General features: G+C 63.7%; 13 protein-coding genes and 1 tRNA gene. 4 read left to right on the forward strand and 10 right to left on the reverse strand.

What is annotated here, in order from left to right; translation table 11 throughout:
• Positions 1-199: 199 nt before the first annotated feature.
• On the reverse strand, positions 200-697 hold the full coding sequence (locus tag ACWD5F_RS39235; RefSeq protein ID WP_451261031.1) for a response regulator: 498 nt from the start codon (positions 695-697) through the stop codon (positions 200-202).
• A gap of 236 nt (positions 698-933) precedes the next feature.
• Here ACWD5F_RS39235 and ACWD5F_RS39240 point away from each other — a divergent pair.
• A tRNA-Arg gene (locus tag ACWD5F_RS39240) sits at positions 934-1,005 on the forward strand.
• Between the two features lie 860 nt (positions 1,006-1,865).
• Here ACWD5F_RS39240 and ACWD5F_RS39245 read toward each other — a convergent pair.
• From ACWD5F_RS39245 to ACWD5F_RS39275, 7 genes are all read right to left on the reverse strand, one after another.
• Positions 1,866-3,254, reverse strand: coding sequence for a tyrosine-type recombinase/integrase (locus ACWD5F_RS39245; RefSeq protein ID WP_451261032.1), 1,389 nt, complete (start codon positions 3,252-3,254; stop codon positions 1,866-1,868).
• Positions 3,251-3,454 (reverse strand): helix-turn-helix transcriptional regulator, encoded by a 204-nt coding sequence (locus ACWD5F_RS39250; protein WP_451261033.1) that lies wholly within the window; start codon positions 3,452-3,454, stop codon positions 3,251-3,253. Before ACWD5F_RS39250 ends, ACWD5F_RS39245 begins: the two co-directional genes overlap by 4 nt.
• Entirely contained in the window at positions 3,444-4,811 is a 1,368-nt protein-coding gene (locus ACWD5F_RS39255; RefSeq protein ID WP_451261034.1) for a replication initiator, read from the reverse strand. The genes ACWD5F_RS39250 and ACWD5F_RS39255 overlap by 11 nt, the downstream gene beginning before the upstream one ends.
• Before the next feature lie 361 nt (positions 4,812-5,172).
• Positions 5,173-5,469 (reverse strand): hypothetical protein, encoded by a 297-nt coding sequence (locus tag ACWD5F_RS39260; protein WP_451261035.1) that lies wholly within the window; start codon positions 5,467-5,469, stop codon positions 5,173-5,175.
• Between the two features lie 44 nt (positions 5,470-5,513).
• Positions 5,514-5,708, reverse strand: coding sequence for a hypothetical protein (locus ACWD5F_RS39265; protein ID WP_123997747.1), 195 nt, complete (start codon positions 5,706-5,708; stop codon positions 5,514-5,516).
• A 12-nt stretch (positions 5,709-5,720) separates the two neighbouring features.
• Positions 5,721-7,043, reverse strand: coding sequence for an FtsK/SpoIIIE domain-containing protein (locus ACWD5F_RS39270; RefSeq protein WP_451261036.1), 1,323 nt, complete (start codon positions 7,041-7,043; stop codon positions 5,721-5,723).
• Positions 7,043-7,384: an SCO3933 family regulatory protein gene (locus tag ACWD5F_RS39275; RefSeq protein WP_123997749.1), complete on the reverse strand. Its 342-nt coding sequence runs from the start codon at positions 7,382-7,384 to the stop codon at positions 7,043-7,045. The genes ACWD5F_RS39270 and ACWD5F_RS39275 overlap by 1 nt, the downstream gene beginning before the upstream one ends.
• 204 nt (positions 7,385-7,588) lie before the next feature.
• On the opposite strand from ACWD5F_RS39275, the gene ACWD5F_RS39280 reads away from it, so the two are divergent.
• Both ACWD5F_RS39280 and ACWD5F_RS39285 read left to right on the forward strand, forming a co-directional pair.
• Positions 7,589-8,329 (forward strand): GntR family transcriptional regulator, encoded by a 741-nt coding sequence (locus ACWD5F_RS39280; RefSeq protein WP_451261037.1) that lies wholly within the window; start codon positions 7,589-7,591, stop codon positions 8,327-8,329.
• Positions 8,330-8,787: 458 nt separating this feature from the next.
• Positions 8,788-9,924 carry a hypothetical protein gene (locus ACWD5F_RS39285; RefSeq protein WP_451261038.1) on the forward strand — a complete coding sequence of 379 codons (1,137 nt, stop codon included), beginning with the start codon at positions 8,788-8,790 and terminating at the stop codon, positions 9,922-9,924.
• A 565-nt stretch (positions 9,925-10,489) separates the two neighbouring features.
• On the opposite strand, the gene ACWD5F_RS39290 is transcribed toward ACWD5F_RS39285, so the two are convergent.
• Entirely contained in the window at positions 10,490-11,008 is a 519-nt protein-coding gene (locus ACWD5F_RS39290; protein WP_451261039.1) for a hypothetical protein, read from the reverse strand.
• Positions 11,009-11,490: 482 nt separating this feature from the next.
• On the opposite strand from ACWD5F_RS39290, the gene ACWD5F_RS39295 reads away from it, so the two are divergent.
• Positions 11,491-12,207: a hypothetical protein gene (locus ACWD5F_RS39295; protein ID WP_451261040.1), complete on the forward strand. Its 717-nt coding sequence runs from the start codon at positions 11,491-11,493 to the stop codon at positions 12,205-12,207.
• Between the two features lie 296 nt (positions 12,208-12,503).
• Here ACWD5F_RS39295 and ACWD5F_RS39300 read toward each other — a convergent pair.
• On the reverse strand, positions 12,504-13,355 hold an 852-nt coding region (locus ACWD5F_RS39300), incomplete at its 5' end, for a hypothetical protein (protein WP_451261041.1).

Genomic DNA, 13,355 nt, shown 5'->3' on the forward strand with positions numbered 1-13,355 from the left:
CGGGTGAGGGAGTCGGTTTGGGTTGGGTGCTGGGATCTGAACGCGGGGTGGGTCGCGCAAGGGGGAGACCTGCGGCGGCTCGGACGTCGACGGACTCACCGCTGAACCGACAACGCCAACGAACCCAGCGCGCCGCCCACTCAACCGCTAACTACTGGCCGGAGCCGGACCACCAACTGCTTACTGGAGCACTCGACCTCTAGCTACTCGCGCGCTCGGCCTCGCCGACGGCCCCGAAGGTGCTCCCCAGCCCTCCACCCCCACCGACCGGGTCTCCCCCATCCGACTCGCTCGACCCGTCCCACCCGCTCCGCCCACTCCGCTTCCGCTCGATCAACTCCTGTACGAGGCGTACGAGTTCGGCGGGTTCGAAGGGCTTGGCAAGAAAGGCGTCGACGCCGACGTCGAGGCCACTCTCGACCTCGTACTGAGTACAGGCGCTGACGATGGCGAGCGGCAACTCACGGGTACGCGGGTCGGAACGCAGCCGGGCGGCAGTCCTCAGCCCGTCCAACCGGGGCATGACCACATCCAGGGTGACCACATCGGGCCGCACTTGATGAATGACATCCAGACACTCGGCACCATCGGCCGCGGTCACGACCTCGAGACCCTCAAGCTCGAGATTGACCCTGATCAACTGCCGGATGACCTTGTTGTCGTCCACAACAAGAACCCGGCCCGACGCGCCTGGCACAACTCGAGAGTAGGTCCGGACCGGCCACCGCGTCCGGGTTTTCCCCACTTCCACCCCGTGCGAGCGACGCGGGCCACCCGGTGCGACGGATGCGGGTCCACTCCGTTCGACGGAGGCGGGTCCACCCTGTTCGACCGACGCGGGGCGGCGCCTCGACCCCGAGAAACCCGTTCATGAACACCCCGGGGGAGCTGGTAGTGTTCAACCCGTCGCCGCGCACACCGCGCCGCCGACACGCCCCCGTAGCTCAGGGGATAGAGCAACGGCCTCCGGAGCCGTGTGCGCAGGTTCGAATCCTGCCGGGGGCACCTTGGATTAGGTGCCTAAAGACCCCGCCATCAGCGCGTTCGCTGAGTGCGGGGTCTTCGCGTGTGTGCAGGCGGATGCCGCTGAGAGCAGCTGTTTGCCAGTGATCACGTAATGACGACGTAATGATCTTCGCGGTACTTTCCGCAGGCCACGGACCGATCCCAACCTCCCGGATCAGCACAGATTTTGGCTCACCCATGTGGACTCCATCAGTATCGTCCAGCCATGGACATAGGCGACGTGCCGGGTTGGTCAGGCCTGGTGGTATCGATCGTGTCAGTGGCGATCAGCTACCGACTCGGCGTCCGTTCCGCTCGGGCTTCCGAGCAGTCAGCCGAAGTGTCACGGAGAGCCGCGCTGGAGGCGCAACGTTCCTCGGATGCCGCAGAACGGTCGGCAAACGCCGCGGAGGGGTCACTCACCCTTCAACAGCAGGAAGCAGAGGAACGACGCAGAGCAGCAGAACCACAGGTCGAGTTACGGATCGAGCGCTCCGGGAACAGCGGTCGCTTGCGTCTTCGCAACGTCGGTGGGGCCGAGGCACGAGGGCTGCGAATTCACGACGCACCGGGCATCACCACCCAAGATCGAGAATTCAGTTTCCGTAACCGAGTCAACAATGTGGATCTTGTTCCTGGAGCAGCACGTGAGTTCTTGATCTACCGAACAGGCACAACGCGGATGCCGACGCATCTTTGGGTCACGTGGGAGGGTCAAACGGAACGAATCGCCATTGCGGTTCCCGCCTGATTGCGAGCCACCCCCCTGTCAGGGAGCTCATGCGCCCGGTGTGGCGTTCGAGGACGACGAAAGCCCCGGATCTCTCCGGGGCTCGCGTAGGACGGTCACATCCGCCGCTTCACTCTTCGACGGCATCCACCTCCCCCAGACCCTTCAAGATCCGGTCGTTCATTTCTTGCTCTTGGCCGTCGATGCACTTGGCGTAGATCTTCAACAAGACGTCGACGGAGTGACCAGCACGGGCCGCCACTTCCGGAGCGGGTACACCGGAGTTGAGCCACTGGGAGACGCCCGCGTGTCGGAGGTCGTACGGCCGGAAGACCAGCACCGATGACACCTGATGCGGTACGAGCGCCAGTTCCCGAGCCTGTTTCCACGCTCGGGAGTACGACGAGGCAGCGATCACGTTGCCCCGCTCGCTGGAGAACAGTCGGCCGTCCTTCGCTGTACCGAACTCCTTCAAGTGCTCTCGGAGAAGCCGAACCAGCGGAGGCGGTATCGGCACGATGCGCACTTCACCGCGGGCCCGTTGCTTCAGGCCGCGCCGATCGTGCGCCTCCCCGGAGTCCGTCCACACCTTCCCAGCCGTAGGGCGGGTCTCCGCCAGCTCGATGCGTCCCCAGCCGGACGCGGGAAGTGTGCAGTCGGATCGACGTAGCCCAAGCGCCTCCCCCGGTCGCATGGCCGCGTAATACAGGCAACCGAAGAACCCCCGCAGCCGCCGGCCACTCGCGCGGTCGTAACCGCCCACGTAGGTAAGGGCGATCAGCAGCTCCCGCGCCTGTCGAGGATTGACCACCACACGGCGGTCGACCTCCTGCACCGCACGCTTGCCGCGCTTACGCCGCACCCGGCTCAGCGGATTGGACTGCAAGTGCTCCAACTCCACCGCGTATTCAAGGGCGTTGAAGACCACAGCCCTGCGTCGCCGGTACGTCTGAGTCGCCGCGGGCTTGCCGTCCAGCTTCCGGCCCAACCCGTCGATCAGCTCATGCACTCGGGCGATCTCCTGCAACTCCCCCACGGGGAGCGAGGCCTTTTCGATCCACCGCACAGCCGCCGCGATCTCCTCTGGCCGCTCCCGTTCCCGGCGGGGAACCGGCAGGACATACGAGCGCAGCGCCCGCCGGAGCGTCTCGGGAGTGGGCCGCCCCCTCCACGGCTTGACGAGGAGAGGGACGACTGTCGCCAGAGCATCGGTCATGCTGTCCCGTTGCTTGGCTGACGCTTCCGCCCAACGCGCGTCCACGTACTTCAACGCCAGGTCGAGGAACGACAGCGCCGCCTTACCTCCGCGGAGTGAGTCCGGCAGGCCGGTCACCGTATCGAACGGTTCGCCTTTGTCAGCGGCGCGGAGGAGCTTGGCCCTGAAGCGGTCTGCCAGCGCCTTCGTCTTGTGCGACTCGTGGAACGGCTCGCCACCCACGGACCAACGAACCAGGTACGTCGGCTTCTTGGCAGAGCGATTGATGCTGAGCTTCCAGATGACGACCTTGTACGACTTCACGACGCGGCCCCCTCTGCACGCTCTTCCAACCACTCGTCGAGCGTTTTCCGACGGACCCGGAGCTCCCCATTGGGTAAGCGGATGCAGGCTGGCGCGGTGCGCAGCTCCCGCCAGCGGTAGAAGGTTCGCCGGGAGATGCCGCCCAGTTCGTCGAGTACCTGCCGCACGGTGAGCAGTTCAGCCGCCTTCTCACGCACCATGCAGACCACCACCCTCACGAACGGAAGCCGCCAGCAACGCCGCCTCCGGCGAGTAGCCACGCCCGGCATAGCGCCACTGCCCGACCGTGACGGTCTGTCGGTCAGCAAGTCCGAGCGCCGCCCGCTGCTCCTCGGCGCGGTGTTCCGCACGAGCAGTCCGCAGCGCGGTGAGCGTGGTGGAGTAGCGACGCGACTTGCTGGAGAAATGGCCGCCGTAGCCCAACATGTGCGCCCACCGACGCAGCCCGAGGGACGCGAACGGCGGCAGCCCTCCAAGCCACCAGCACGTACCGATCATGCGGAGCACATGCGCCCGCACCGGCAACATGACCATGTCCCGCGCCCCGAGGATCCGGCCATCCACCGCGCCGGCTGACTCCGCTCCCTTCGTGGCGTACTTGGCGATGTAGCCGGCCACCGCCGCCAAGGGCACCCGCTCCCCCGCGTCAGCGCGGAACGAGGCGACCGGCCGCACGTCGACCTGATCGCCGAAGCGCAGCACGCGAGGCCCCACAACTCCTGCGCCCGGAGCCGCTAGCCGCACCCGACCGACGACAGCACGCACGGCATCTGTCAGGAGTGGCACGGTCGCCCAGGCCGGCGGAGCCGAGTCAGGTCCATCGGGCCCGTCGAGACGGATCACGGCATGGAAGTGGACCAGGCCCCGCCGCTGGTACTCAGCGACCTTCGCGTACGACAGTCGCGCGACCTCCGCGAACTCCGAGCGCAACAACCCGACCCGTCGCGCGACTTCCCGCCGCAACTCCAGCCCGAACCGATGCCAGAGCCGCCCCGCGTGCGCCTGCCAGAGCACGGCCCCGGCATAGTCGTAGCAACGCGGGCACAGCGGTTCACCGAGGCACAGGTCATCCGTCGCGTGCCGCTCATGGCACCCCACGGGAACCCCATGCGAGCAGCACTCCCCCACACGTCGAGGACGGCAGGCCCGCACCCGACCATCGCGCTCCCGACGGGTGTGAACCGGACCAAAGCCGGGAGCGGTGAGGGTGGCGAACACCCGAGGGTGCCCGCTCACCGCTTCCGAGACGTTCTTGCCGCCGACGAGGCCGGCCCGAATGAGTTGGTACGTGTCCGCCCGATACAACGCCGAGCATGCCGGGCAGACCCTCGACCGTCGATTGCCGCATGCGGTGAGCAGGCGACCGCCGTAGACGTCCGACCCGTACGACAGCAGAGCCGCGCCCGTAGTCGTGTCGAAGACAGTCGCCGTACCGACCAGGTGAATCGGATTGGTGCAGCCTGATAGACGGACGATGTTGCGACGCCAAGCGGCGAACTCGGGGTCCGTCGCCCTGGCGACCAGAGCGGCAGCGCCTTTCGGCAGGGTCGTGGTCATCGTCGACCACCGCCCCCGCCGAACGCCGCCGACATCACGGCGGAGATCCCTTCCGGTCGTGTCTTGGCGCTGAACCGGAGCGTCGGATCCGTCAGCCAGACCGCGGCGGCATGCGCCGGGCACAGGTGCTGCTCTGTGCCGTCGAGTCCGACGAGGACGATGCGTTCGGCCCCCGCGCAAGTCGAGACGGCCGGGCCGTCTCCTCTCAAGTCGCAGTCGGGCAGCGGAGATTTGCGCGAATGATGCGCAGTGGACAAAGTGTGGGTGCTCCTTTCACTGCTCACGTGGCGGTTGGAGTGGGTTCCTGACGGGGTCGGGTTTGGCGACTTCGCGCCCCGTCGGGAGCCCTTCGTACGGGCGATCACGGCCGTTCCTCGGGCGGTATCGCGACGACGCTGTACGCGATCGGTCCGAAGACACGGCGTGCGTCGAAGTAGCCCTGACCGATGTCCTCGACGGACACACCGAGCGGCGCGGCGACATGTTCCGCGCCCTCCCTACGAGCGGCAGGGTCGGAGGCGTCGACGAAGACGCCGAACGACGCATGTCGCGGGACGAGAACGGCGGGGTTGGCGGTCAGGAAGTCGACCAGCTCACGAAGGCCGGCGAGGAACGCGGCACGGTCACCGGAGCGGACTTCGTACTCGTACTTGGGCATGGCTCGCCCACCTCTCTGTGGTTCGGAGATCAGGTGAGGTCGCTTCAGAAGCGGAGCTGACCGAGGAAGCCGCTGACGGCGACAAGGGCCGCCTGAACCACCGGCGCGGCCACGGTCTTTGCCACCAGGAAGCCGAAGGTTCCGCAGAGCAGGGTGTCCGCCCAGCGCAGGTATCGGATGCGCAGCAGGAACCAGATACACAGGCCGAGCAGCACCACGGCCGACATGGAAACCAGCACGACAGCCCCCTCTCACTTGGCCTCGGCGAACAGCTCGGGCAGGAACGGGGTGAGGTGCGCGTACTCGGCCGCGATAACTTCCGCGTCCGCCTCGGTGACAAGGTGCGAGCGGGCGCGTTCCCAACCGTCGCCGGAGGCCAGGACGGCCGTACCGGCCTGCTCAGGAGTAATGGCTTGCGCAGCCTTGAGGGCATCGGGATTGAGGTCCCCGAGCGCCATTTCCGCCGTACCGGGATCGGCCACCCTGTGGCACACACGTCCGCCGAGTTGGGCACGCAGTGCCGTGACGCCCGGCCCCAGGTCGGATCCCACTCGCTGGCCGGCCACGACGAGGAACACCCCGAGCGCAGCCCCGAGTTGGGCCAGTCGGATCAACGCCGTGCCGGCCGCGTGTGCTTCGTCCTTCTCGCTACGGCTCGCAACAAGGAACAGTTCCGCGATCTCGTCGACGATCACGACGACGGGGACGGGACGCTCCGCCTCCGGGAGTCCCCAGATGTTGCGCACGCGAGCCGCCCGACAGACGGTCATGCGGTCGAGCGTCAGGTCGACGAGCGCCGCCAGGAGCCGCACCGCTTGCTCTCGATTGGTCGCGAGAGCCGACAACCGTGGTTCGTAGAGCGACAGTTCCATGCCGCCCTTGCAGTCGATACCAACCAGCGCCACGGGTTGCGGAGCCAGGCCCGCTACGAGTGCGTTGATCAACGTCGACTTGCCGGACCGGGTGGCACCCACGATCAGCCAGTGCGGCACACGACGCAGGTCGATGACCCAACCGGCACCGGTCTCCAGCACGCCCACAGCAACTCGGAGCAGCTGAGCGGGCCCGCGCTGTTTCGGCAGTCGCGGAGCGGCCAGTGGATCGGCCACCGAGGCGGCGATCCGTACGACCCCCGGCTTCCAGGAGGTAACCCGCACCCCATGGACCTGCCAGTCCTCTGCCATAGCGGGCGCCGCCTTGACGAAATCCTCGGGCACCTGACCCGGTAACAACCGCACCAGCAGCCAGAATCCGCCGCCTGTCGGACGTATGAACCCGTGCCGAGGCACGCGCGGCTGAGGCGGAGGTGCCCCGTTGCCGACGAGCCCGGCCACCACGGTCAGCGCCGGCCGACGGCTCACGGCGAGTCCGCACCCGGCCATCAACGGCCGCCAGGTGCGCATCACTTGGACGACCGTGACCGGGAAGCCGAGTAACAGCCACCAGGCCACGGGGTAGCGGCGGCGCAGGGCCGGGCCTGCGAGAAGCAGACCCGACACCAGCATTGCGGCCACCACCAGAGCCCAACTCGGCCAGACCGCACCGGCCGAGGAGGTGGAGGAGGCCAAGGCCATCACTGCCCGGCCCCCTTCCCCGCCGGAGCGCTCAGGGGCCGGATCTCCGCCGCACGGAACGCAATCCCGTGCCGCCCGTCGTTCTCCCAGGGCGTGGCGACCAAGTCCCGTACGGCCACGGGCATACCGAGCTGCACACCGGCCGGCTCACCGGCGACGCTCACGTTCACCACGTCCGCCGATGACCCAGCCATCAGGCAAAGACCGACCTGGTACACGGTCTTTCCGGTGTCCCGGTCAACGCGAAGCTGACCGGTCTCACGATTCGCAACCCGCGGAGCCGGGGGTACGGCACAGATGATCCCCGTGAACTTCGCGGTGTCGATCGGAAGGCTTGCCACTGATCTGAACTCCTCATCTCTGGCACCCGAAGGCTGACCCTTCGGGTTGCTAGACCACCCGTAGTACGGGTGACTGGAGTCCAGAGTGCGACCCGTAGTACGGGTTGTCAACCGTCTTGTGATGGGGGAGTCTGTCTACGCACGTGAACGAACTGTCCACGCAGACGCACAGCCGAAAGGCGATCACGGCCACGGAGGGCCCGCATGCCGCCGAAGAACACGCAGCCGAAGTATCGGCAGATCGCCGACTACCTGCGCGAAGGCATCCTGAACGGCACCTTCCCCGCCGGCCAACCGCTCCCCTCCGAGGAGGCGTTGGCAAAGCAGTTCGGCGTGACGCGCCCCACAGTCCGTCAGGGCCTCACGGAGCTACGTGCATCCGGCCTGGTCGAGGCGATCATGGGCCGAGGCACATTCGCCCGCTCACCACAGGGCCGCCCAAGCCTCACGCGCCCGCGGGGCGTACGTCTGGCCCCCGACGGCAGGTACATGGAGGCCGACGGCATCCAGTGGACGAACGCCGAGCCCCCGGTAGCCACCCGCACGGACGCCCCCCTGCCATTGGCGGATCTCCTCCGCATCCCGCCGGGCGAGCCAATGTTCACGTACGACGCGTTGCAGACCGCCGACCACGGCCGCCTCCGCCAACTCCACCGCACGTACGTGCCGTTCTCTGTCCTGATCGGCACGAGGTACGAGGAGGAGGCTCCGCCGCCGGCACCGGAGCTCTACGCGGCGCTTGCCGAGCTAGGCCACGAACTCAACTTCACGGAGTACGTCCGCACCCGCATGCCCCTCCCAGACCAGGCCCAGACCCTCCGCTTGCCTGAAGGCGTCCCGCTCCTGCACGTCATCCGCGTGACGCTCGCAGAGGGAGGCAAGCCGCTTGCCCTGGAGGAATTCCACCTCCCCGGCGACGACCTGGAGTTGTCCTTCAGGCTGTAACTGAGCCTCGGTTGGCTCAGACTTGCTCTACGTCATCAAGGCCCGCGCACTGCGCGGGCACGGGCCGCCTTGACGACGCGCTCCGTGCATGCGGGCCAAGAGCGGGAGAAACCCTCTATGGCTGGGGCGGTCGGCTCCACGGCTTTAGGCAGCCACCTTGGGGCGAGCCTCTAAGATCATGGCCCCAACGTCGTGCTTTAACGGGCAGGTCCACAGACTGCCCGACGCGCCGGAAGCTTTCGGGGCCATGATCACTCGCCCCAAAGTAGCTCCAGCCCAAAGCCGTTCCGCCGATCTCTCGCGCTCGCACGTCTGCCGTTGATCCATTTGGTTGCGCTGACCGTCTTGCTGAGAGGGCTGTGTTTGGTGGACAGTACTGACAGGGGGGTGTTGTCAGTGGTGCCTGATAACTTCAGATGTCTCCCTCCAGGAGGGGCGAGTGGGGGACGGAGTCGATCATGAATGACAGCGAAGAAGAGTACTTCGCGTTTTTCTCACTAACTGGCGACCGCTTTGACGCTCCGGGGATGCCGGCTGACACTGCTCGTGAAGTCGGCAACTTCCGCGAAGCCGTCCTCAAAGTGGCGCGTGATCTGTGGCTGGAGAGTAATCCGGACCGACGTCGGTTGCCCAATGGCTTTAACGAGGCCTTCGACTTGCGTCTCATCGCCGTAACGAGCGGGAGTGCCAGACCTAGAATGGTCCTCCATCGCTCATCGGGGAGAACCAGCGACGCCGACTGGGATGAATGGTCGGATATTTACACACGGGCGCGCGACGCACTAACCGATTCATTGCAAGATATTGCGCGAACTCGGCAACCTCCCATGCATTTCTCGGCCGATTCGATGAGGGCCATTAGGCGAGTCGGCTCCAGTCTTCAAGATTCCGAAGCGATCATCTTGGGTGATCCACAGCAAGATTCCCGCCGAGCGACCATTGACCTCGCAGTGCGCGAAATCCTTGAGGAAATCGAGGAGCTTGCACCCACGCCGCAACCGGTTCAACTTGAAGGCGTAATCGTCGAGTATGACGGTTCATCTCTGAGCTTTCGACTCAAGACGGCCACGGGTGTTTCCACATGCAGGCTGGACCACGACCGGCATGACCTTGCAACAACAGCCAAGGAATTCCTGGCAACGGACGGCATCACGGCTCCTGATGTGCACGTTGAAGGGGAGACTCCCGACGCCTCGCAGAGGAACGTATCGCTCTACAGCGTCACGGACATTACGGCTATTCGCTCGATTGAGGAGAAGGCTCTACTCTCCCAGCTTCGCAGCATCCGAGACCTTACAGACGGATGGCTAGGTCCAGACAGTCAGGCCCCCAGCAATGTAATTTCCGATCGAATTGAGCGGATAATTCCCAGGCTGGCGACACTAGGGCTAGAGGTCGCCATTATCCCTAATACCGAGGGAGCGATCCTCCTGGAGTGGCGACGCGGCGACATTGAAATGACTGCCGCCATCGAACCAGATGATCAACTGTTTTTGTGCGCGGACAATACCATGACCGACGATCTGCAAGAGAGGCAGTCAGAGTTTGACGAGAGACTGCTTACGCGCTTCCTTGAGAATGGGAGTATGAAGTGAACCAGTCTCCTGATACCTCCATTCTTCAAGACGAGGGTGAAACTCTTCTGCGGCAGGTCCATCCGACACAATACCCAAATGGGTGTCCTTCAAAAGAAGCCTTTGTTCCTTCAGAGAGGGATAAGGGATTGCTATCCACATTGCGGGAGAGAGTTGGCGCCGAGGAGGCCTACCGTCGCTGGACAGAGGAGCAAGGCCGAATCTCGGTCGGCACCTTTGGGATAACAGTGGCAGAAATACAGAGCGAGAGCCTTACTGCCATAGATGACGCTAAAGCGACCTCCCAGCCCGATCACGCTTCTGTGGACTTCACATCAGTCTCATCCAAGGGGCAGCGGAGGCAGATCGGCCGTAGGCTGCGAGACGCAGCTGTCGCTCGGGGCTGCTTGTTCCAGCCGTGAGGTCTGACAGCCTGGCAACAGCTTGAATATCACACAGTGCCACAATGCCTGCAGACAGCGGCGCACGTCTACGGACAATCACAGCAAGAGGTACGCGGACCCAAGGCCAAGCGCGCCGCCAAGACGCTTCGGGCCAAGGAAGCCGGCGGAACTCGGCTTCGGAGTCAGACGCTCCCATCGTCGTCGAGCGTGAGCTGGACCGCACTAATGAAGGCACTCATGCGGTCCCCAAGCTCCATCCATGTCCCGTACAGCTCGGGCCAGTGGTCGTCCGGGGTGTTGGCTGTTGGGTCAGTGAAGTACGCCAGCGCTCTGGCATGTTCCCTGCACTCTTTCCGGAACGCTGCGGCCCACTTCTCAGCGTCTTTCGGGCCTGCTAGTGCCACGCTTACCCAACCCTCTTTGACAGCTTCAGCGAGCCGGGCAGCTTCGTCGGCGAAGGCTGCGTCTACCCGGCGCGTAGTAATGACAAGTTCGTGGTGTTCAAGGAACGCCATCGCTGCAGCGATGAACTGGCGGTAGGCCTGTCGCCTCGGTTCCATGAGCAGCTTTCGGTGTTCCACCCGCGCTGTGGTCCGGGTCTGCTGGCGAGCAGCCCACCCGGTGACAAGACCCGCCCCCGTGGTCGCGGCGGCGCCAGCAAGAGCACCCAAGACTGCTGCGAATCCGGCATCCACGATCAAGCAGTCTGCCGTACAGGAGCTAGCTCGGAGCCAGATCAGCCAACACCGCCGTGGTCGCACCCGGGCCCTCCCTGGGCCGTCCGAGGCCACGCGACGAGAACCGACAGCGACAGTCGATCTACAGCAGCCTACGACGAACCCCTAAGGTCACAGACCCCGCCCATATGGGTTACCACCCAAGCCTGGACCTCGGGCAAGACGGGGTATTTCTTGATCCGTTGAGGCAGGAAGTGCGCCAAGTAAGGCGCCGAGTATGAGCACTTGTCCGGATCAGTTGGTCAGCCGGAAGCGCCCGGAGTCCCGCATAATGCCCCTTAAAGCGAGGGGGCGGTATGACATCGCGGCGTCCACAAGCAAGGACATCCGGGACTCACGCACGGCTTCAGCGGGCACGGACGCGGATGGTCAAGCAGCAACGAGTGCAACCCAGCACCACCAGGCCAGCCCGCTCGCCGCGTTGGAGGACGTCAATCGTTCGCAGCGTGGCGATTCGCTCGGCGACTCGGGCTGCTTCAACGCCGCCCCCCGATCCGACAGAGCGCCGGGCCGCCTGGCTCTCATCGTGGGGCACCTTTGCCTCAGCCATCGCAGCGGTGATTGGGCTGGCCGTTTCGGCCCTTGCTACCTACTACACAGGTCTTGCTCTGCGCGACCAACAGAAAATCAATGAAGATCAAAACGAACGCGAGCATCGGTCGCAGGCGTTGCAGGTTGGTTTCTGGTATACCAACAGCCAACCCAACAAGGGGGAGGTTGCCATCGTCAGTAATCGGTCATCTGATGCAATCTATCAACTGACGGTTAGGTTCACGTTCCCCGACTGGCCGTCAAGCCCGATCCCCGCCGAAAAATCTAGTCTGAAGGTGCATGAGGTGAAAGCCGAGTACACCTCGGCCAGCTTGCCCCCTTGCACCCAGATGGTGTTTACCAGGAAGACCCTGCACGCGGTTTTCAGCCTGCTCGAAAAGCATACAGATGTCGACGTTGAACAACCGCTATCGACAGCGTTAGTGTTCGAAGACGCCCAGGGGTCCAAGTGGGCACGAGGAACCACACTTCGCGAGTTGAGTTCCCTCGAAGGTTTTGGGATGGCAGCCAAAAATCTGGGACAGCGTCTAAACTCAGGAGAAGTCGTCGCAGAGTTTCCTCAACGCGATGTGACTACGACACGCCCTGAACCCAATTGCGGAAATTCCTAGTCTATTTGTCTGCGCAGCAATCTAGCGCAGCGCACCATGTTGAATCTTGAAAACTGTTACTGACATCGGAAAAGTTGAACAGCATCGGCCCCATCGACCAGCCGCAAGAGTTCCACTGAGCGGCGCCATCGTGCATCACGGCGCCTCCAGGATTGGTTAAACTCCTAACTCAGCAGCCCTGGCTGTTGTGGGATATCCATGGGCCAGCCTTGTTGAACCAGCCGCAGATTCGACCCTGCTCAGCGACGTCACCTGGGACCCACTGGTTGCTCCGAGGCTGCGCGCCCTGACTTCATTCACTGTTGATCAACAGTGCGAGTAAGGATCCGATCAACACCGATTTGCCATGGAAATACGTCAGACTCCTCTACATGAGGAGCCAATTCCATGTACGTGTTTACAATCGACTTCTTCATTAACAGGCGCAGAGAATTCGAGAGTTCATCCATCGACAAGTAGGGCTTGCTCAACAGATGAGCATCTTGCCATTTCAGCCACGAGTCGGTGATATCGCCGGGGCGATTCGAATGCCAAGAACAGGCGTCATTCAACCCCCACCCGTACGATTTATAGTTTGACGGATTAGAGGGCGGAATCACTTGAAAGGCGTAACTGTTTGACGTGGCTCCTGAAATGTAGACCTTCAACATGCCGAAGCTACGTACCGAATCCTTGGCCATAGGGTCTCGATTTAAGGTCACATCTAGGCGACCTGAAGGCGACCGATTAAAGGAGCCCATCATCGGGGAGAATTTTGGGCGGAAGTCAATATTGCAAGCCGTGACTGCATAGGACAGTGCAGTTCCCGATTTATCCGTAACGACGTCGACCCAGTATCCCCTACCCTCGAAGATATTCTCCGTTAGATTCTTACCTTGCACTGGTTCCACAAATAGTGGAGCGCCTAGCTTCTCCCTGAAAGTCGCGAAGCTATAGCCCGCATGCAAAGAGGTCAGTTTCTCATACTCTGCCTCTTTCCACTCAAAACGCGACTCATACCAGCCTTTGAGCTCAACTACCGTTGAAAATAGGGTGATGAGCGAGGAGATTAGCACTGCCGCAAATGTCAGCACCGTTAGGAACACATTGCGCTTGGTCCAGTCTTCAAATCTGACGGCCATGTGGCGCCCACCAGGCGCAGCACCGGA

Source organism: Streptomyces sp. NPDC002499 (assembly GCF_053595415.1).